This window comes from Flammeovirga kamogawensis (assembly GCF_018736065.1).
In the GTDB taxonomy this organism is placed as follows: Bacteria; Bacteroidota; Bacteroidia; order Cytophagales; family Flammeovirgaceae; genus Flammeovirga; species Flammeovirga kamogawensis.
The window spans coordinates 706105-727329 of record NZ_CP076128.1; the positions used below are offsets into that span (position 1 = coordinate 706105).

The window sequence follows — 21225 nt, forward strand, 5'->3', positions numbered from 1 at the left end:
TAAAAATATATTACATGATTGCTGAAGCTATTAAAAGTGCACTTCTTGATTGGGGTGTGGTCGTTGTACCTGATTTAGGAACCTTTTGGTCTGAAGAAAGCGGAGCAGAGGTGTCACCATCTGGGAATATAATTAAACCTCCTCATGTATCTATTTCTTTTTCATCTTCAGAAGATGATATAGAGATGTATTCATTAGTAACTTTCATTTCAAAATCAGAAGATTTAGACGAAGATGAAGTGGCTATTCAAGTAAGTATGTTTGTAGCCAACCTTCAGCAACGTTTAGACGATGGAGAAATAGCACCAATTGGAGATTTAGGTTATTTCCTTACTGATGAAAGTGGCGAAACAAGTTTTAGACAACGATCTGAAAGTAATATAGAGCCAGATAGTTTTGGATTACCTAAAATTACAGCTACTCCTCTTATGGAAAATGATATCCATGAAGAAGAGGAAGAGTATAGTGATTTAGAAAACGATATAGAAGAAAAAAGTTCTAAACCAGTTTGGTTATACGTTTCTATCCCAGTAATACTTCTCTTAACAGCAGTAGGTTACTTTTTACTTAAACCATCAGCACCTGTTGTTGTAAATAAGGGACAAGAAACAGAACAAGAAGAAGTGATTGAAGAAGTAACTATTCAGGAAGGTGATAATGAAGTAGATGTAAAAGAAACGACTATTGATATCAAAAAAGTAAATGATGATATTCAAGAAGTAGAAGTTAAAGAAGAAGTGTTTGTTGAAGAAGAAACTGGAAAACCAGGTCACGCTGATGGACATTATCATATTGTGATTTCATCTTTTAACAATCAAAAACAAGCTAATGCAGCAGTTAAACAAGCCAAAAAGAAAGGTTTTGATGATGTTGGCGTGATTGTTTCTAAAGGAAAATATAGAGTAGCCATCAAAGGGTATCAATCTCATAAAGATGCTAAGGCAGATTTAGAGAGCACACAAAAAGCATTTAAAGGAGCTTGGGTGTGGCGTTATTAATCGAATAAGTAAAGACTTTTTATACTAACAAATAACATGAATTTATTGTCCGTTTTACAAGGAACAGAAATGCCAGCCAATGGAATGACTGGAACTATAGAGGAAAGTGTGTCACTTTTTGAATTGATAGAAAAAGGTGGAGTTACAATGGTAATTCTAGGGGTTCTATTTGTAATTGCAATGTATATTTTAGTTAATAGAGTGTTAACAATACGCAAGGCAAAAAAAGATCCGAAAGTATTATTAGAAAAAGTAAAGGCACAAGTACTTAAAGGAGACATTGATGCTGCAAAAAAGTATTGTGCAAGAGATACTACACCTATGGGGAAAATGTTAGAAGCTGGTCTTAAACACATTTCTTCAAATTTAAATACAATTGAAAAAAGCATTGAAAATATAGCCAAGATTGAACTCTATAAATTAGAGAAATCTGTTGCTACCGTTGGTATGATTTCCGGTGCAGCACCAATGATTGGTTTTTTTGGAACTGTAATAGGTATGATTAATGCTTTTATTGCAATTTCTCAAGAAGAGGGTTCTGTAAGTCCAAAACTTTTATCATCTGGTATTTACGAAGCAATGATTACTACAGCAGGAGGTTTAGCTGTAGGTATTTTTGCATACATATCTTATAACTTTCTAGTAAGACAAATTGAAGATGTAGTGCATAAAATGGAAGTAGTTACAATCGAATTTATTGAGTTATTACAATCACCTAATTAGAATAAAATTATGGGATTAAAACCAGAAAATAAAATCGATCCTACTTTTAATATGTCATCAATGACAGATATGATTTTCTTGTTATTGGTGTTCTTTATGTTAACGTCTAATTTTGTAACTCCTTCAGGGCTTCCTATTGCAGTACCTAGTAGTAAAGCATCTAAAAAAGTAATGCCTAAAGTATATGTGAGTATTACAAAAGATCTTCATTACTATGTAAATGAAGTAGAAGTACCACTTAGTTTTTTAGAAGATGAATTAAGAGCTGTTTTACCTGCAAAGCAAGAAGGAGTAGTAGTCTTAACTGTTGATAAAGATGTTCCTGTTCAACATTTAGTAAATGTAGCAGGTATTGCAACTGGATTAAAAGCTAAAGTATCTATTGCTACAAAACCTACCTCAACAGTAGGCAAATAATTATTTGATATGGAAAAATCACCTTATGAAATAAAGCAAGATAAGAAAAACAGGAATATATCAATTCTTGTTACTTTACTCTCTATTGTAATCATCTTAGTAATTGCATGGTTTACAATAGTATGGTCTCCTCCAGATCCTCCAATTCCTCAATATGGTATTGAAGTTAATTTTGGAATTGACGATGCTGGTTTTGGAAAGCAACAAGAAGAAACACCAACCACTTCTGAAGAAAACTCATTAGACGAACCTAAACCATCTCCAGAAGTAGAAGAACAAGCTCCTCCACAAGAAATTGAAGAAACAATTGAAGAGCCAGAGCCACCTGCTGAGGTAGAACCAACTCCAGATCCTGTAGAAGAAACAACTCAGCAACCCACTGCTGTTACAGATGCACCAATTGAAGAATCAGTTGAAACTGTAGAAAAGCCAAAGGTAGTTGTGAAAAAAGTTGAAAAGAAACAACCAGATCCTAAAGAAGATCCTAAGCCTGTAGAGAAAAAAGAGACATCTCCTCCTAAAGTAGAGAAACCTAATACATCTACACTAATGGCAAAACCTGATGGATCGACAGGTAAAACAGATGCTTCTAAACAGAACAACAATGGAGATGTTGAAGGAGCTAAAGGAGATCAAGGAAGCAAGCATGGAACTGTAAATGCAGATGCTTTAATGGACTCTAAAGGTGGAAGTGGCGGTTCTGCCTTAAATATGCCAGGTTGGAATTGGATAGATCCTCCAAATGTTGTTGATGATTCTCATGAAACAGGAAAGATTGTTTTTGAAATTCAAGTAGATGATTTTGGAGAGGTAATTTCAGTGAAAACATTGTTTAGGTCAGTAACAAAACAAGTAGTTGATAAATATAAGAGTGCTGTTGAACAATTAGCTTTTGAACCAACTTCAACTGAAGGAGTTGGGTCGAGTATTACAGCAGGGCGAATTACTTTTATTATACGTTCAAAATAAATTAAGGAGAAGTGAAAGCTTCTCCTTAATTTTTACATATCTATTTTAACTTAGTAATATATGTCTAACCATTTAATAAACATTTTTGATTTTGAATACCTAGTTGATAAAACTCCAAATTTTGATAGCCCAGGAGTTTGGTTAGTAACAAGACCCTTAAACCTGCCTTTCTTTTTAGGACAAATATTACCTATTGCATCTCACTCTTTTATTTATATTCATGATCAAAATGGGAAAAGAAAGATAATTGAATATTCGATTTTTTTAAAAAGAGATAAGTTAAGAAGAGAAACAGATACTTCTTATAGTAAAAGTACAATTCAGAAGAGATCAATTTTAGGTTGTATAAATATTATGAAGTTTGTTGATACAAACTTAACAGAAACTATTGCTGCTATTCAACTTGCTGATAAAGAGTTTAATATGTTAGGTTTAGAATATGAGGTATTTATTGAGACTCCTGAAACAGAGGGGAATTGTCATTCTGCAGTCTCTACAATATTAATAAAGGCAGGATTTCCTAAACAAAAATTTAAGGAATATGATCCCTTTGGAGCAAATCCTGGTTTAGGAGTTTTTAACCCTGCCTCAATATAGATTTTATGCTTGAATTACACCTACATTAAAACGTTTTTCAATAGGTGCATGATTTGCGGCTTCTATTCCTAATGATAAATATTTTCGTGTTTCATCAGGTGCAATAACTTCATCAATCCATAATCGAGAAGCAGCATAATAAGGAGAAAGTTGAGAGTCGTATTTTGCTTTAATTTCATCAAATAACTCTTTTTCATCTTCCTTAGAAAGTTCTTTTCCTTGTCCTTTTAAAGTAGCGATTTTAATCTGTAATAGAGTAGTTGCAGCAGATTTTCCACTCATAACTGCAATCTGAGAAGTTGGCCATGCAAGCATTAATCTAGGATCGTATGCTTTACCACACATGGCATAATTTCCAGCACCGTAAGAATTACCGATAACAAGGCTAAACTTTGGCACAACAGAGTTACTCATTGCGTTTACCATCTTAGCACCATCTTTAATAATGCCATTGTGTTCTGATCTACTTCCAACCATGAACCCGGTGACATCATGTATAAAGAGTAGCGGAATCTTCTTTTGGTTACAATTCATAATAAAACGAGCGGATTTATCTGCAGAGTCTGAGTAAATTACTCCACCCATTTGCATTTCGCCAGTTTTAGACTTTACTATTGTTCTTTGGTTTGCTACAATACCAACTGCCCATCCATCAATTCGAGCATAACCACATAATATACTCTGGCCGTAACCTTCTTTATATTGTTCAAATTCTGAATTATCAACAATTCGTTGAATAATTTCAATCATATTATAAGGTTTTGTTCTATCTACAGGTAATAGATCAACCAATTCAGCATTTAATTTTTTAGGGAGAGAAGGAGTAGAACGATCAAAACCCGCTTTAGGGTTGTGTCCCATTTTATCCATCAAACTTCGTATTTGATTTAAACAGGCTTCATCATTTTCACATTTATAATCAGTTACTCCAGAAATTTCGGAATGAGTTGTAGCTCCACCTAATGTTTCATTATCAATTGATTCTCCGATTGCTGATTTTACAAGATAAGAACCTGCTAAAAATACAGAGCCTGTACCTTCAACAATAAGAGCTTCATCAGACATTATTGGTAAATAGGCACCTCCAGCTACACAACTTCCCATAATTGCAGCAATTTGAGGTATTCCTTCAGAAGACATTATTGCATTGTTTCGAAATATTCTTCCAAAATGTTCTTTATCTGGGAAAATTTCATCTTGTAGTGGTAGGTAAACGCCAGCACTATCTACTAGATAAATAATTGGAATTTTATTTTCAATTGCAATTTCTTGTGCTCTAAGATTCTTTTTTCCTGTTATAGGAAACCAAGCTCCAGCCTTTACTGTCGCATCATTTGCAACAATTACACATTGTCTATTTGCTACTTTACCAATGCCAACAATTACACCTCCAGAAGGGCATCCTCCATGTTCAGTGTACATGTCTTCTCCTGTAAAAGTACCAATCTCAATAAAGGAATCTTTATTATCGATTAATAGGTCAACCCTTTCTCTTGCAGTGAGTTTTCCTTTTGCTTTGTGTTTATCAATTTTCTTCTGACCACCTCCTAAAAATACCTTTTCACGCTTTTCTTTTAGTTCGTCAATTAAGGCTTGAAATGAGGTTGGTTGAGATGAGTTTTGGTTAGTGTTCATATGTGTTTTATTGGTATGAAATAGTTCATTATTTGAAATTACAAGTATTGAATAGATTCTCAAATATTTAAGTCAATTATCTGACCTTTTCACAAGGTTGTCTTGACTATTTTTTTAGATTCTTCTGATTTGGACTATCAAAAGAGATCATGTTGTATGCGTTTTCTTGCATGATTATGTTAATATATATCATTTAACTAGGCTTGTTTGCGCGTTTTTGTGCGTTTTTATATTGCAGTGTGTAAATTTAACACCAATAAATAATTGCATTACCTATCAATCAATATTAGCATGCGTAGCAGAAGAGATTTTCTAAAATTTTCGGCTTTATCATCAGCCGCATTATTAACTCCTACATTACAATCATTTTCATTTGCAGGTAAAAGAAAAGGAAATAAGCCTTTAATGATTTCTACATGGAACCATGGATTTGGTGCTAATGCTGCAGGTTGGGAGATTTTAGAAAAAGGAGGTTCTTCTTTAGATGCTGTTGAAGCTGGTGTTAGAGTTCCTGAAGCAGATCCAAACGAAAGGAGCGTTGGTTATGGTGGATTACCTGACCGTGATGGAAAGGTTACACTCGATGCATGTATCATGAATCATGAATACGAATGTGGAGCAGTAGCATTTATAGAAGACATAATGCACCCAATTTCTGTTGCTCGTTTAGTTATGGAAAAAACACCTCATGCAATGATTGTAGGTGAAGGAGCAAAACAGTTTGCATTAGATCAAGGCTTTAAAGAAGAGAATCTATTAACTGAAAAATCTAAAAAAGATTGGGAAGAATGGTTGAAAAAATCTGAATATAAGCCTGTTATCAATATTGAAAACCATGATACAATTGGTGCCTTAGCAATTGATGCAAAAGGGCATATTGCTGGAGCTTGTACAACCTCTGGAGCTGCATATAAAATGCATGGTAGAGTTGGAGATTCTCCACTAATTGGAGCTGGTTTATTTGTAGATGGAGAAATTGGAGCAGCTTGTGCAACCGGACTAGGTGAGGCTGTAATAAGAACTGCTGGTTCTGCAATGGTTGTTGAACATATGAGAAATGGTAAATCTCCTGCAGAGGCTTGTGAAATGGCTGTGCAAAGAATAATGCATACTCATAAAAATAAAATGGAGAACCTTCAAGTGGGTTTCTTAGCAATAAATAAAGATGGTGAATATGGCGGTTTCAGTATTAGAAACGGGTTCAATTTTGCTGTTGTTGATACTGAAAAAGGAAATAGAATGGAGGATGCCGAGTTTAAAATAAAATGGTAATCCTTAGCTAAAACTAATCAAACTACTACAATTAATATCATTAAAATGAAATCATTATTACTATCATTTATCACTTTACTTTTTTTTGTTTCTTGTGGGAATAATAAAGATGTAAAGAATACTCAAAAAGAAAGGTATACAAATTATGTAAATCCATTTGTTGGTACAGATGGACCTGGTAATACATATCCAGGAGCAACAGTTCCACATGGTATGGTTCAGCTAAGTCCAGACAATGGTTATGGTGGTTGGGATAGAATTGCAGGTTATTTCTGGCCTGATTCTACTATTGCAGGCTTCTCTCATACACACCTTACTGGAACAGGTGCTGGAGATTTATATGATATCCTTGTAATGCCACTTAATGGTAAATCAAAAAGAACAATAGTTGAGAATGGAAATGTAAGACCAGTGTCTCTTTTTTCTCATGATCAAGAACATGCTGAGCCAGGTTTTTATGCTGTAGATTTATTGGATTACGATATTCATGCAGAAATGACTGCTACAGAAAGAACAGGTTTTCATAGATATACTTTTCCTAAAGATGATGATTCTCAAATCTATATTAACTTAGGTTATGCTTTAAACTGGGATGGACCAACAGATACTTATTTTAAAGTTATTGATAACCAAACGGTAGTTGGGTATCGTTATTCGTCTGGTTGGGCAGCTGTTCAGAAAGAACATTTTATTGCAAAATTTAGTGTTCCATTCACTTCTTATGAATTAGTTAATTCAGAGAACGGCGAATTAAAGAAAGTTGAAGGTGAAGAGATTAAAGGGAAAATGACAAGAGCTTATTTTCATTTTGATACACCAAATGCAAAGAATGAGGTATTATTAAAAGTAGCATTATCTTCTGTAAGTATTGAAGGGGCTGAAGAGAATTTAATAGCTGAAAATACATCATGGGATTTTGATAATGTAAAAAAACAAGCATCTGATGTTTGGGAAGCTGAGCTATCAAAAATTAAGATTGAAACAATGAATGAAGAACACAGAAAAGTGTTTTATACGGCAATGTATCAGTCTTTGTTAGCACCAACGTTATACTCTGATGTAAATGGAGAATACAAAGGCGCTGATCAAAAAACACATAAAGCCGAAGGGTATAAAAGGTATGATACTTTTTCTTTATGGGATACTTACAGAGCTGCACACCCATTATATACAATGATTCATACACAGCGTGTTCCTGATATGATAAATTCATTTTTAGCACACTATGATGAAACAGGTTTACTACCAGTGTGGTCTATGAAAGGGAATGAAACTAATATGATGATTGGATATCATGCTGTGCCAATTATTACGGATGCCTATTTTAAAGGAATTAAAGGTTTTGATGTTGATAAGGCATACAGAGCCTGTAAAGCGTCAGCAATGAACAAAGAAGGTGATGAAATGGCCAATTATATGAAATATGGTTACGTCCCTTTAAACTATGATCATGAAAATTGGTCAGTTTCAAAAACTTTAGAGTACGCTTATGATGATTGGTGCATTGCTGAATTTGCAAAAGCTTTAGGGAAAACAAAAGATTACAAATACTTCGCGAAAAGGGCTGAGAATTGGAGAAACGTATATGATAACGCGTCTTCTTTTATGCGTCCTAAAGATGCGAAAGGGAATTTTATCAAAGATTTTGTTGCTAAAGATTATACAGATCATTTTTGTGAAAGTAATGCATGGCAGTACTTCTTCTATGTGCCTCAAAATATTGAAGGTTTAATTGAAGCTTTAGGAGGAAATGATCGTTTTGAGCAAAAATTGGATTCAATGTTTACTTACTATCCTTTACCAGAAGATGAGTTGCCAATATTCTCAACAGGAATGATTGGACAATATGCTCATGGTAATGAACCATCTCATCACGTTGCTTATTTATATAATTATATAGATAAACCAGAAAAAGGACAGAAGTTATTAAGAGAGATAATGAATACGCAATATAAATCTACACCTGATGGCGTTTGCGGAAATGAAGACTGTGGTCAAATGTCTTCTTGGTTTATTCTTAGTTCTTTAGGCTTATACCCAGTGAATCCTGGTAATGCAATCTATGATTTAGGTACTCCATTGTTTAAAAAAGCTACAGTTACATTAGGTAATGGCAATATTCTTACTGTTTTGGGTATGGAAATGACAGATGAAAATCCTACAGCTTCAAAAGTTTTATTTAATGGTAAAGAAATAAAAAATTGGAAGATTTCACATAATGAATTAATGAAAGGAGGAACCTTGGAATTCATTAGATAATACAATAACACATACTACCATATATATAAGATGCACCTCATATTGAGGTGCATCCAACTACTAATAACTAATAGACTTACAAATGAAACTTAACTTATTTACAATATTGATCGTAACACTCCTTTTAGGGGGGTGTACAGAACAAAAAATTGATAGACCATCTCTTATACCTCTACCTCAAAATATTACTTGGGGAGACTCTTTTTTTAAGTTGAAAAAAGGTGTAACAATAGCTTATCAAAATAACAACAGCGAAAAACTAGGATTATCAAAATTTAAAACAGAAGTAAATGAGCTCACAGGTTTGTTACTTAAAGAAGTTGATATTGATGGAGATATCACTTTACAAATAGATAACAATACAAAAGAAATTGAAGCATACACTTTAGATGTATCATCAAACAAAATTAAAATTACAGCTGGTACAGAGCGAGGTTTGATGTATGGATTAGAAACTTTAATTCAATTAATTTCTAAATCTGGAGAAGTTCCTTTAGTTACTATTTCCGACACTCCAAAATTTGCTTGGAGAGGAATGATGTTAGATGTAAGTAGACACTTTTTTACAACGGATGAGATCAAAGAATATTTAGATTTGATGGCTCATTACAAAATGAATAAGTTTCATTGGCATTTAACGGAAGATCAAGGTTGGAGAATAGAGATCAAGAAATACCCAAAGCTTACAGAAAATAGTGCTTGGAGAACTGAAAAAGATGGTTCTAAATATGGTGGTTTTTATACCCAAGAAGAAATTAAAGATGTAGTTGCATATGCTCAAAAAAGAGGGATAGAAGTTATACCTGAAATTGATATGCCTGGACATATGGTAGCAGCTTTAGCATCTTACCCAGAATATTCTTGTACTGGAGGTCCTTTTGAAGTCTGGAATGATTGGGGTGTGAATATGGATGTTTTATGTGCAGGCAATGAAGATACTTACACTTTTATAGAAAATATCTTAGAAGAAGTAATGCCTTTATTCCCATCAAATTATATGCATATTGGTGGAGATGAATGCCCAAAAGACAGATGGAAAGAATGCGATAAATGTCAAGCAAAAATAAAAAAAGAGGGTCTTGTAGATGAACATCAATTACAAAGTTTTTATATACATCAGATAGAAAAAATTGTAAATAAAAATGGAAAGAAAATGATTGGATGGGATGAGATTTTAGAAGGAGGTCTTTCTGAAACAGCAACAGTTCAATTATGGCGTGATTTCCATGATCAAGATGCGGTAAGAAAAATAGCTTTGATGGGTAATGATGTTATTGTGTCACCAACAGGAATGTGTTATTTTGATTATGATATTGAAACAACAGATTTGGAACAAGTGTATAATTACAATCCAATTCCTAAAGGATTATCACCAGCTATTGCAAAACACATTGTTGGTGGTGAGTGTACATTATGGTCTGAAAGAATACCAAATAAGGAACGATTAGATTTTCAAACTTTTCCAAGGTTATTGGCTTTATCTGAAGCATTATGGACAGGAACTAAAGAAGGTGGATATCCAGAATTTTATGATAGAGTTTTAGGGCAGTATTCATTTTTAGACCGTAAAGGAGTTGCTTTTGGACCATCATCAAAAGTAATGAATATTACTACAGAAGAAATAGATGGTAGATTTACTATAGCAATAGAACCTTTAATAGAAGGTGTTGAAATAAAGTATAAACCAGCGAATAGTAGTTCTTATATTCCTTATAAAAGTCCCATTACAATATCTTCATCTGGAGAAATAAAATTTCAAGGTTTTAGAGGTGATAAACCTTATGGAGAAGAAAAAAAATACACTTTTATTCTACACAAGGGAAACTCAGCAAAAATTAACCTCTCAGTTCCTCCTAGTAAAAAATATGCATGTATAGGTGAAAGGACATTAATTGACAGTAGAATAGGTAGTGCTACTTCTTTTAAAGATGGTAACTGGCAGGGCTTTGTTGGAAGTGATGTTGAGGCTACTTTGACTTGGAACAAACCTCAAACGATTAAAGCTATACAAGTGAATGCTTTTGAAGAGCTTGGTTCGTGGATCACTTTACCAAAAGATGTGGAATTTTATTATTCTACTGACGGAAAAGACTTTAAAAGTTTAGAAAAACTAGGTCAAGAAAATAAAGAACAGAAAGGGCAAGTATGGACGAAAGAACTCCAACTTGTTTCAAAAATAGAAAATGTAAAATCTATTAAAGTAGTTTATAAAAGTGGAGGTTTATTACCTAAAGGGCATCCTGGAGAAGGAAACTCTTCCTACATTTTTATCGACGAAATAATTGTAAAATAAATTAAATATGTCTCGCTTAATAATCTCTTTACTTTGGGTGCCGCTATTATTTAGTTGTGTATCTCATTTAAATAATGTTGCAAGTAGTAATCAGGACGAGCCTGAAGAAACTACATGCACCACTTTTGTTGATCCATTTATTGGAACAAGTGCACATGGTCATACATTTCCGGGGGCTACAATGCCATTTGGTATGGTACAATTAAGCCCTGATACGGGAATAGAAGGTTGGGATTGGTGTTCTGGTTATCATTCTTCTGATAATTCTATAATGGGATTTTCTCATACTCATCTTTCTGGAACTGGAGGAGGAGATTATGGTGACATTTTATTAATGCCAACTGTTGGGGAAATAAAAACAGAAGCAGGTTCTAAGGAGAATCCTGATGAAGGATATAGATCTAGATTTGAACATGTTAAAGAAGAAGCGAGACCAGGTTATTATAGTGTTTTTCTAGAAGACTATAAAGTTACTGCGGAGTTAACTGCAACAACACGAGTTGGTGTTCATAGATATACATTCCCTAAATCTCAAGATTCACATATCATTTTAGATTTAAAACATGGGATTTCTGATACAGCAAGAGATACTTGGTTTAAAGTAACTGCCGATAATGAAATAGTAGGTTTAAGAAGATCTTCTGGATGGGCTAGAGATCAATATGTTTATTTTGTAGCTCAATTTTCAAAACCATTTACATCTTTACAGGGTGTAAAAGAAGGTTCATTAATAGATGATGCTAAGGAAGTTCATGGTACAGATGTAAAAGCAGTCATAAATTATGTAACAGATTTTGATGAAGAAGTTATTGTGAAAGTTGCAATATCAGGCGTTTCTGTTGAAGGTGCTAGAAAAAATTTAGAAGCGGAAACTAAAGGTTTTGATTTTGATGCTGTACGTAAAAATGCGGATGCAGTATGGAATGAGAGATTGTCTAAAATAGAGGCTGAAGGTGGTGATAAAGTTCAAAAAACAATTTTTTATACTTCATTATACCATACTATGATAGCTCCTAATGTATACATGGATGTGGATCATCAGTATAGAGGTATGGATCAGAAGATTCATAAAGCAGAAGGTTTTACAAATTATACATTATTCTCTTTATGGGATACTTTTAGAGCGACTCATCCATTATTTACATTAATTGCTCCAAAAGAAAATAATGATTTTATTAAATCGATGCTTGCAAAATATGAGCAATCTGGACAGTTACCAATTTGGGAATTATCAGCTAATGAAACAGGAACAATGATTGGTTTTCATTCTGCTCCAGTAATTGCAGATGCGATTTTAAAAGGGCAAGCAAATTTTGATCAAGAACTTGCTTATAAAGCATTAGTTGCAGCAGCAGAAGATCCTAGAAGAGGTTTGGATTGGTTTAATTCTGAAGGTTTTATTCCTGTAGAGAAAGAAGCAAATGCAGTTTCTAAAGGTGTAGAATATGCTTATGATATGTGGACTGTAGCTGAAGTAGCTAAGAAACTAGGCAAAACAGAAGAGTATAATAAATATGTAAATAGAGCTTTAAATTATAAAAAACTCTATGATAAGGAAACAGGCTTTTTAAGGGGTAAAGATATGTATGGTGTTTGGACTACACCTTTTGATCCTATGAAAATTTCTTTATTAGGTGCAGGAGATTATACTGAAGGAAATGCATGGCATTATAACTTTTTTGCTCCTCAAGATATTAATGGATTGATTGATCTACATGGTGGGGACGCAAATTTTATTGCCAAGATTGATAGAATGTTTGAACAAGAGGCTGTAAATGATAATCATATGGCTCATGATGTTACCGGGTTAATAGGGCAATATGCTCAAGGAAATGAGCCGTCTCATCATGTAATATACCTTTATAATTATGCAGGAGAACCGTTTAAAACTCAACTGCGTATTCGTCAGGTGATGGATGAAATGTATACTGCTGATAGAGATGGTTTGAGTGGTAACGAAGATTGTGGTCAGATGTCTGCATGGTATGTTTTCTCAGCAATGGGATTTTATCCAGTAAACCCAGCAGATGGTCAATATATTATTGGTAGTCCTACTTTTGGTAAAATTACTATCCATTTAGATAATGGAAATGATTTTGTAATTCAAACAGAAAATAACAATGTAAATAATATCTATATTTCTTCTGCAACTTTAGATGGTAAAGCATTTAATCAAACGTATTTATCACATAATATGATTGAAAAGGGTGGTGTTTTAGATATGAAAATGTCAGCAGAAAAATCTACTTGGGGACAAGAAAAAGCAGCAAGACCAACTTCATATGCAGTAGCACCTTCAGAAGCTAATGCTGTAATAGTTTCTACCGAAGAAGTTTTTAGGCCTTATATCACAAATGAGTCTGTAATTTTTAATGAAACAACATCTGTAACATTAAAAGATATGACTCCGAATGTATCAATATATTATACTCTTGATGGTACCGAGCCGACTTCAAAATCAAAATTATTCGAAGAAGCATTTATATTAGAAAAGTCAACTACATTAAAAGCAATTGCTATTAATGAACATGGTGTTTCAAGTAAAGTTTCTGATTTTAAATTTAAGAAAGCATTTTATCAAACGGGTGGTGAATATCCAATTTTAGCTATCAATTATGATAAAAATGCAACCTATAATGCAGGGATTAATGGTATTCTAGATGGTGTTTATGCATCAGATAATTTAAGAGATGGGAAATGGGATGGTGTCTCAGGTCAGGATTTAGAAGCAGTGATAGATTTAGGTCAGAAAGAGCCATTACATCAAATATCAATCGGGTTCTTAGAAAATACATCTTCATGGGTATTTCTTCCTAAAGAAATAAAATTCTTTGTTTCAGTTGACGGTGAAGAGTTTAAAGAAATCAGTGTGCAAAATACTGATATGCCAAATGATCACCCAACAATTAATGTAACTAGGTTTACAACTGAAGTTCCTACTTCAAATAAATATAGATTTATAAAAGTAGTAGCAACACCATTTGAAGCCTTACCAAATTGGCATCCAGGAGGAGGTAATAAGCCTTGGATGTTTACTGATGAAATTGTAATTGAATAACTACTATTGGAGGCAGGGTAACTTGCCTCCATTTTATTATAAAAATGATATGAAAAAAATAATCTTACAGTTTTTTATACTTAGCTTCATTACAACTGTAGTAAATGCTCAAGATTTTGCCGACTATGTAAACCCATTTATAGGTACAACTAATTACGGTGCTACAAATCCTGGGGCAATAGCTCCAAGAGGTATGGTGTCTGTAGTTCCGTTTAATACTTATGGAGGCGAAACGACATTTGAAAAAGACAGTGGATGGTTATCTCAAGTTTACGAGAGAACAAATAGCCATTTTACAGGTTTCAGTCATGTGAATTTAAGTGGTGTTGGCTGCCCAGATTTAGGAGCCGTAATTGTTATGCCAACTACTGGAGAAATTGATATTAATCCTTTAACGTACGGGTCTACTATATCAAACCAAGAAGCACGAGCTGGATATTTTTCTACACATATTGATAAATATGATATCGATACAGAATTAACAGCTACACAAAGAGCTGGTATTTCTAAATATAAATTTCCTGCAGGTAAAGCAAATTTGCTTTTAAACCTTGGTCAAGCACTCTCAAATGAAAGTGGGGCATTGGTAAAAGTTGTAAATGAGCAAGAAATTGAAGGAATGCGTATGGTTGGTTCTTTCTGTTACAATAATCCAAAAACAATCTACCCAGTGTATTTTGTGATGAAGGTAAATAAGAAAGCAAATAAAACAGCGGTTTGGCAGCAGCATAATAAAATTGAAGGTCCAGAGGCACAATGGATGGCTGCTTACAATGGTCAACAACGTATAATTGAAGATGCTTATTACCCCATTATTGGTGACTCTTTAGGAGCAATATTCTCTTATGATTTTGCAGTGCCTACTGAAGTTGAAGTCAAAATAGGTATCTCTTATGTGAGTATTGAGAATGCAAGAAAAAATTTAGAAACTGAAGTTTCAAACGTATCTTTTGATGAAATAGCTAATAGAACAAAAGACAATTGGAATTCAGTTTTATCAAAAATTAAAGTAGAAGGTGGTTCAGAAGATGATAAAACAGTATTCTATACAGCTCTTTATCATACAATGATTCATCCAAACGTTTTAAGTGATGTAAATGGCGAATACCCTGCATCTAAAACTAGAAAGACAAAGACTACAGAAGGTGAACGATATACTGTTTTCTCGCTATGGGATACATACAGAGATCTTCATCAGTTAATGACTCTTGTTTACCCTAAACAACAATTAAACATGGTAAATACAATGTTAGATATTTACGATGAAACAGGTTGGTTACCAAAATGGGAGTTAAACTCTACTGAAACATATACTATGGTTGGAGATCCTGCTGCTATTGTAATTGCAGATACGTATATGCGAGGTTTAAATCAATTTGATCATGAAAAAGCTTTTGAGGCTGTTACAAAAAGTGCATACTCGGTAGAAGGAGGAAACCCTGTTCGACCATGTATTGATAGCTATATTGAATACGGTTATATTCCGGTTGATAATGAACTTGATAAAAAACTTTGGGCTTCTGTATCAACATCTTTAGAATATTATGTTGCTGATTGGGGAGTAGCTCAATTTGCTAAAAGTTTAGGAAAACAGGATAAATACAAAGAATTTAAAGAAAGAGCATACGGGTATAAAAAGTTATTTGATAAAGAAACTGACTTTTTACGTCCTCGTCATAAAGATGGTAAATGGTACAGTCCTTTTGATCCAAATGATGGAGCTAATTTTACACATAATATTGGCTATGTAGAAGGTAACGCTTACCAATATAACATGATGGTTCAGTTTGATATCCCTGGTTTAATAAAACAATTTGGAACTAAAGCTTTTGAAAATAGATTAGATGAAATTTTCTCAACTGGTCAATTTGATATGGCTAACGAGCCTGATATTGCTTATCCTTATGCTTACAATTATATAAAAGGTAAGGAGTATAAAACACAAGAAAAAGTGCTTGAGCTAAGGGAAAAGTACTTTACAAACAAAGCTGATGGTATTGCAGGAAATGACGATACTGGAACAATGTCTGCTTGGGTAGTTTTCTCTATGATGGGTATTTATCCAGATGCTCCAGGAACACCACAATATGCTTTAACAACACCTGCTTTTGATAAAGTTACAATTGAATTAGATTCAAAATATTGGGGTAAAGACCAAGTTGTGATTAAAAAACAAGGAGGGGAATCTAATCATATACAAAGTATAAAAGTTAATGGTAAACCACATAGAGGTTACTTTATAAATCATAAGGATTTAGTCGGAGCTAATGAGATTACAATCAACATGAAATAGAACATTCCTTTTGGTAATTGTTTAATACTAAAAAAGCATCGAGTTTACGCTCGATGCTTTTTTGTATTTTTAACTCCTAGTACCAGGAGAAGATAATTAAACCTAGTAAGAGAAATTATGGAGCATAATTGGCATCACCAACATTAATACATCTTCGTTTTCAGGTTGTTCTTCAGGAACAATCAACCCTGCCATACCTGGCTCAGATAATCTAAGTGTAATACGGTCACTTGAGATGTTATTTAAGATTTCGATTAAGAATTTCGCATTAAAGCCAATTTCTAAATCTTCTCCATCGTGCTCACAGAATAATCTTTCTTTAGCCTCATTAGAGAAATCTAAATCTTCTGCAGAAACAAATAACTCATTGTCTTGAACTTTAAAACGAACTTGGTTAGTTGTTTTGTTTGCATAAATAACAATACGCTTTAAACATCCTAACAATGCCTGGCGATCTAGTGTTACAAGATTAGTATTATTTAATGGAATAACATTTTCATAATCAGGGAAACGTTCGTCAATTAAACGAGCAATTAGTTTCATGCTACCGAAAGTGAAAATTGCATACTGCTCATTAAACTCTAAAGTAACATTACTAGATTCCGAAGGAAGGATGTTCTTTAATTGAGTTAAAGCCTTTTTACCCATTATTATTGGAGACATCATTCCATTTACAGCAATGTCATGTCTTCTATATCTAACAAGTCTATGAGAATCCGTAGCAACAAAATCAGAATGTTCTTCAGAAAGATTGAAGAATACACCATTCATGTTTGGCTTCATGTCATCATTACTTGTAGCAAATAAGGTAAACCCAATTGCATCACCTAAAACTTCACTTGTCATGCTTAATGAGTTAGACATGTCAAAGTCAGGATTTGCTGGATAATCTTCTGCATTTTCACCTGCTAATTTATATCTACCATTATCAGAACTTATCTCAATTGTATACGTTTCAAAATCGATAGAAAATGTAACTGGTTGCTCAGGAAGGTTCTTAAGCGTGTCAGTTAACATTTTAGCAGGTATTGCTACATTACCATCAGCATTAGCTTCAACATTTACCTCAGAGATAATTGTTGTTTGCATGTCAGATGCTGTAATTTTTAATAATCCTCCTTGAATTTCAAATAAGAAATTTTCAAGAATAGGCATTGTAGGGTTATTTGGAATAACACCGTTCAACATCTGAATTTGCTTCAGAATAGTGGAAGTGGATGCAGTAAATTTCATTGTAATAACTTTTATAAATATCTTTTTAGTAGCCCACTAAAGTGCGAACTTCTTTAATTTTCTTTTCTGCAATAGCTCTAGCTTTTGCTTCTCCTATGCTAAGTTCTTCTTCAAGAACATCAAGGTTCGACATGTAGTAGTCAAACTTTTCACGAGCATCTTTATAGTTTTCAAGAATTAGGTTTAGTAATGCTGTTTTTGCATGACCATAACCATAATTGCCACCCAAATAATTAGCTCTCATTTCAGCAATTTGCTCATCATTGGCTAATAATTTGTATAACGCAAAAACGTTACAAGTTTCAGGATCTTTAGGTGCTTCAAGTGGAAGAGAATCCGTTTCGATTTTCATCACTTGCTTTTTTAACTGATTCTTTGGTAAAAAGATATCAATAACATTACCGTAAGATTTACTCATTTTAGAGCCATCAGTACCAGGTATTGTCATTATTGATTCATTAATAACAGCTTCTGGAGTAGCAAATGTTTCACCATAAGTACGGTTAAATGCAGCACAGATATCACGAGTGATTTCCAAATGTTGTTTTTGATCCTTTCCTACAGGAACTTGATCAGCGTCATACATTAAGATATCACAAGCCATAAGTACAGGGTAAGTAAATAAACCTGCATTTACGTCGGATAATTTATCTGACTTATCTTTAAAAGAATGTGCATTAGCTAACATAGGGAACGGCGTTAGACAACTTAAATACCAAGTTAATTCGCAAACTTGAGGAATTTTAGATTGTCTATAAAAAATGTTCTTCTTAGTATCAAACCCTAAAGATAGCCATGCAGCAGCTGTAGCATATACATTGTATTTTCTGTCTTCTGCATTTTTTATTGTCGTCATTGAATGTAAATCTGCAATAAAGAAGAATGCTTCATTATCATTAGATTTTGAAAGTTCAATTGCGGGTTGGATTGCACCTAAAACATTTCCTAAGTGTTGTCTTCCAGAGCTTTGTACTCCTGTAAGAATTCTTGCCATTATAAAATTATCTAACTATTCTTTTATTTACATAAAATTGAACTGCGAAAATAAATAAAAATGAGATAACAAATACTAAATATCCCTCAACATAGGTGGTTTCTATCAAAAAAAAATGATGATATTCAACATTGTTCTCTTTTGGAGATAGATTTAAATTTAAAATAAAAAATAATATGGCTTTAATTAAAAAGGTAAAAGGGGTGTTACCCATTATTGACGAAGGTTGTTTTCTAGCAGAAAACGCTACAATAGTAGGTGATGTAACAATGGGAAAAGAATGTTCTGTTTGGTTTAGTGCTGTAGTAAGAGGCGATGTAAACAAAATAACAATTGGCGATAGGTGCAATATTCAAGATGGTGCGGTAATTCACTGTACCTATCAAACCTCTGCAACAGTTCTAGGGAATAATGTTTCTATTGGGCATAATGCACTTGTGCATGGTTGTACAATCCATGATAATGTGCTTGTAGGAATGGGAGCAATAGTAATGGACAATGCTGTTGTAGAAGATAACGTGCTTATTGCGGCAGGTGCTGTTGTATTACAAAATGCACGTTTAGAATCTGGGTATTTATATGCTGGGATACCTGCTAAGAAAATAAAACCTTTGGATGATAAATTAAAAGCAGTTTTTGAAAGAACGGCAAATAACTACGTAATGTATAGTAGTTGGTTTGATGAGGAATAAAAAAAATGGCTGAATTTAATTTAAAACTAAATTCAGCCATTTTTGAATAGAAGATTGATTATTCATCATGTAACCACTGCTTTTTAGCAAGTAATTCGTCTTCTGTTTCTCTGTAATCAGGATCATCTACACAGCAATCTACTGGGCATACAGCTGCACATTGAGGTTCCTCATGGAAACCGATACATTCTGTACACTTATCAGGAACGATGTAGTAGAACTCGTCAGAAACAGGTTCTTGCTCATCTTCACCATCAATAGAACTACCGTCTTCCAGTTCGACAGACTTTAATTCTGTTCCACCGCCCCAAGACCATGTAACTCCACCTTCGTAAATGGCAGTATTTGGACATTCTGGCTCACAAGCCCCACAGTTGATACACTCATCGGTGATAATAATCGCCATATTAATTTCTATTTTTAAAAAGGTCAATCGGTTAGTGGTTCGCTAACGTTATTTCAGTTGACGCTTTGTTTATTACACAACATAGATCAAAACTTATTGTTTTAAGTTTTGATTTACTTTTTACAAAGTTGCGAACTGAAAAATCAAAAAACAACACCTAGTAGGTACAAAAGGTAAAATAAATCATATTTTGACCCATATTATTATTATTTATTATACAATCATAACATTTTGTTATAACTCTATCTTAATCAGTAATCTTGAAGAAGTGCAATATTAAATTGTACTTTTTGAAGTGATCTTTGTGGGAATTACTTAAAAATGAACTTTTTTTGTAACATTTATTCACAAAGTGAAATTAAATTCTTATTATTATTTAAGCGTTTAAATACTAATATCTAGCACATTATTTATTATGATCAGACTTAATATTGTTTTGGCTGCCTTGCCATTTTTGTTCTTATTCTCATGTTCTTCAGATGATGAATCAACACCTAGTAGTGATCAGTTAGATCCTGTAGCTGCCGAATGTAAATTAGCAGAAGATAGGTTTACCCAAGTTGTAGATAGTTTAGGGCAAAAGACACTAACTACTATCTTGTCAAAATCTTATGGATATGATAATGACCTCATGTCTACATATACAAACACTACAACAATTAATTATGTAGATAAAGCTGATGAAGACAATTCTATATCTCAATCATCATCTTATACGTTAGACTTATCGTATGACGACAATGGTATGTTGTTAGCCGTTAGTTATGAAGATGAACCAATTGCTGAAGTTAATAATGTTGACAATAGAGTACACTCAGTAATTGTAAATTATACTGATGGTAGTTATGGTGAATTTGAATTTAGTTATGATGATCAAGGTAGAATTTTTGAGATAGAAGATACTCAGACTGAATCGGATTCGACGTTAATAATAAGGTTAGATTATAATAGTATGGGACTTTCAGCAATGAATTTCTACTATGGTGATTTTAAATATTTTGGATTGGATTATACTTTTTCAGAACAAGTTAGAAATCCTTATCAAGGTTTTGCTTTCTATATAATTTCTATAATTGAAAATCAAGGATCTGCAATTAATAGTGATTTTACTAATTTTGGAGAATATCTGGTTACAGAAATTATCTACGGTGAAGCCACTAATATGGAAGGTGGATGGGACCGAGATGTAGTTTATACAGATCAAATGACTTATCAACTGAATGATAAAAACTACCCAATCACAGGAACAGTTCCCGATCAAACTGAAGGGGATATTGTAACTTCTATTAATCAAGACTTTAATTATACTAATTGCGACTAGTTAATAGTTGTAAAAGTTAGTTTTAAGTGTTAATTTTACTTTACTTACACTTAGAACTATCACAT

At 33.3% G+C, this 21225-nt stretch carries 16 protein-coding genes; 12 read left to right on the top strand and 4 right to left on the bottom strand.

The window, feature by feature from the left end; genetic code table 11:
• Positions 1–14: 14 nt before the first annotated feature.
• Genes KM029_RS02810 through KM029_RS02830 form a run of 5 tightly spaced genes read left to right on the top strand, consistent with a single transcriptional unit; the run spans position 15 to position 3704 of the window.
• Complete coding sequence (locus tag KM029_RS02810; RefSeq protein WP_144075268.1) at positions 15–998, top strand: SPOR domain-containing protein; 984 nt, start codon at positions 15–17, stop codon at positions 996–998.
• Positions 999–1034: 36 nt separating this feature from the next.
• On the top strand, positions 1035–1721 hold the full coding sequence (locus KM029_RS02815) for a MotA/TolQ/ExbB proton channel family protein (RefSeq protein WP_144075269.1): 687 nt from the start codon (positions 1035–1037) through the stop codon (positions 1719–1721).
• 9 nt (positions 1722–1730) lie between these two features.
• Entirely contained in the window at positions 1731–2138 is a 408-nt protein-coding gene (locus KM029_RS02820; RefSeq protein ID WP_144075270.1) for an ExbD/TolR family protein, read from the top strand.
• A gap of 9 nt (positions 2139–2147) precedes the next feature.
• A complete protein-coding gene (locus KM029_RS02825; RefSeq protein WP_144075271.1) occupies positions 2148–3107 on the top strand; it encodes a hypothetical protein in 960 nt (319 codons plus the stop codon).
• A gap of 60 nt (positions 3108–3167) precedes the next feature.
• Positions 3168–3704, top strand: coding sequence for a hypothetical protein (locus KM029_RS02830; RefSeq protein WP_144075272.1), 537 nt, complete (start codon positions 3168–3170; stop codon positions 3702–3704).
• Positions 3705–3707: 3 nt separating this feature from the next.
• On the opposite strand, the gene KM029_RS02835 is transcribed toward KM029_RS02830, so the two are convergent.
• Positions 3708–5339 carry an acyl-CoA carboxylase subunit beta gene (locus KM029_RS02835; RefSeq protein WP_144075273.1) on the bottom strand — a complete coding sequence of 544 codons (1632 nt, stop codon included), beginning with the start codon at positions 5337–5339 and terminating at the stop codon, positions 3708–3710.
• 291 nt (positions 5340–5630) lie between these two features.
• Here KM029_RS02835 and KM029_RS02840 point away from each other — a divergent pair, with 291 nt between their 5' ends.
• The 5 genes from KM029_RS02840 to KM029_RS02860 all read left to right on the top strand — a co-directional run bounded on the left by KM029_RS02840 (position 5631) and on the right by KM029_RS02860 (position 16514).
• Positions 5631–6611: an isoaspartyl peptidase/L-asparaginase family protein gene (locus KM029_RS02840; RefSeq protein ID WP_144075274.1), complete on the top strand. Its 981-nt coding sequence runs from the start codon at positions 5631–5633 to the stop codon at positions 6609–6611.
• Positions 6612–6656: 45 nt separating this feature from the next.
• Positions 6657–8870: a GH92 family glycosyl hydrolase gene (locus tag KM029_RS02845; protein ID WP_144075275.1), complete on the top strand. Its 2214-nt coding sequence runs from the start codon at positions 6657–6659 to the stop codon at positions 8868–8870.
• Between the two features lie 82 nt (positions 8871–8952).
• On the top strand, positions 8953–11163 hold the full coding sequence (locus KM029_RS02850) for a beta-N-acetylhexosaminidase (protein WP_144075276.1): 2211 nt from the start codon (positions 8953–8955) through the stop codon (positions 11161–11163).
• Between the two features lie 7 nt (positions 11164–11170).
• A complete protein-coding gene (locus KM029_RS02855) occupies positions 11171–14221 on the top strand; it encodes a GH92 family glycosyl hydrolase (RefSeq protein ID WP_144075277.1) in 3051 nt (1016 codons plus the stop codon).
• 49 nt (positions 14222–14270) lie between these two features.
• The gene (locus KM029_RS02860; RefSeq protein ID WP_144075278.1) at positions 14271–16514 is read left to right on the top strand and encodes a GH92 family glycosyl hydrolase; all 2244 of its coding nucleotides are present in this window, start codon (positions 14271–14273) and stop codon (positions 16512–16514) included.
• 102 nt (positions 16515–16616) lie between these two features.
• Here KM029_RS02860 and dnaN read toward each other — a convergent pair whose 3' ends face one another.
• Both dnaN and trpS read right to left on the bottom strand, forming a co-directional pair.
• Entirely contained in the window at positions 16617–17747 is a 1131-nt protein-coding gene (dnaN, locus tag KM029_RS02865; RefSeq protein WP_144075279.1) for a DNA polymerase III subunit beta, read from the bottom strand.
• Between the two features lie 25 nt (positions 17748–17772).
• The gene (trpS, locus tag KM029_RS02870) at positions 17773–18741 is read right to left on the bottom strand and encodes a tryptophan--tRNA ligase (protein ID WP_144075280.1); all 969 of its coding nucleotides are present in this window, start codon (positions 18739–18741) and stop codon (positions 17773–17775) included.
• Between the two features lie 176 nt (positions 18742–18917).
• On the opposite strand from trpS, the gene KM029_RS02875 reads away from it, so the two are divergent.
• Positions 18918–19433, top strand: a complete 516-nt coding sequence (locus tag KM029_RS02875; RefSeq protein WP_144075281.1) for a gamma carbonic anhydrase family protein — start codon at positions 18918–18920, stop codon at positions 19431–19433.
• A 58-nt stretch (positions 19434–19491) separates the two neighbouring features.
• On the opposite strand, the gene KM029_RS02880 is transcribed toward KM029_RS02875, so the two are convergent.
• The gene (locus KM029_RS02880; RefSeq protein ID WP_144075282.1) at positions 19492–19839 is read right to left on the bottom strand and encodes a 4Fe-4S dicluster domain-containing protein; all 348 of its coding nucleotides are present in this window, start codon (positions 19837–19839) and stop codon (positions 19492–19494) included.
• 415 nt (positions 19840–20254) lie between these two features.
• Here KM029_RS02880 and KM029_RS02885 point away from each other — a divergent pair, with 415 nt between their 5' ends.
• On the top strand, positions 20255–21160 hold the full coding sequence (locus KM029_RS02885) for a hypothetical protein (protein ID WP_144075283.1): 906 nt from the start codon (positions 20255–20257) through the stop codon (positions 21158–21160).
• Positions 21161–21225: the final 65 nt, after the last annotated feature.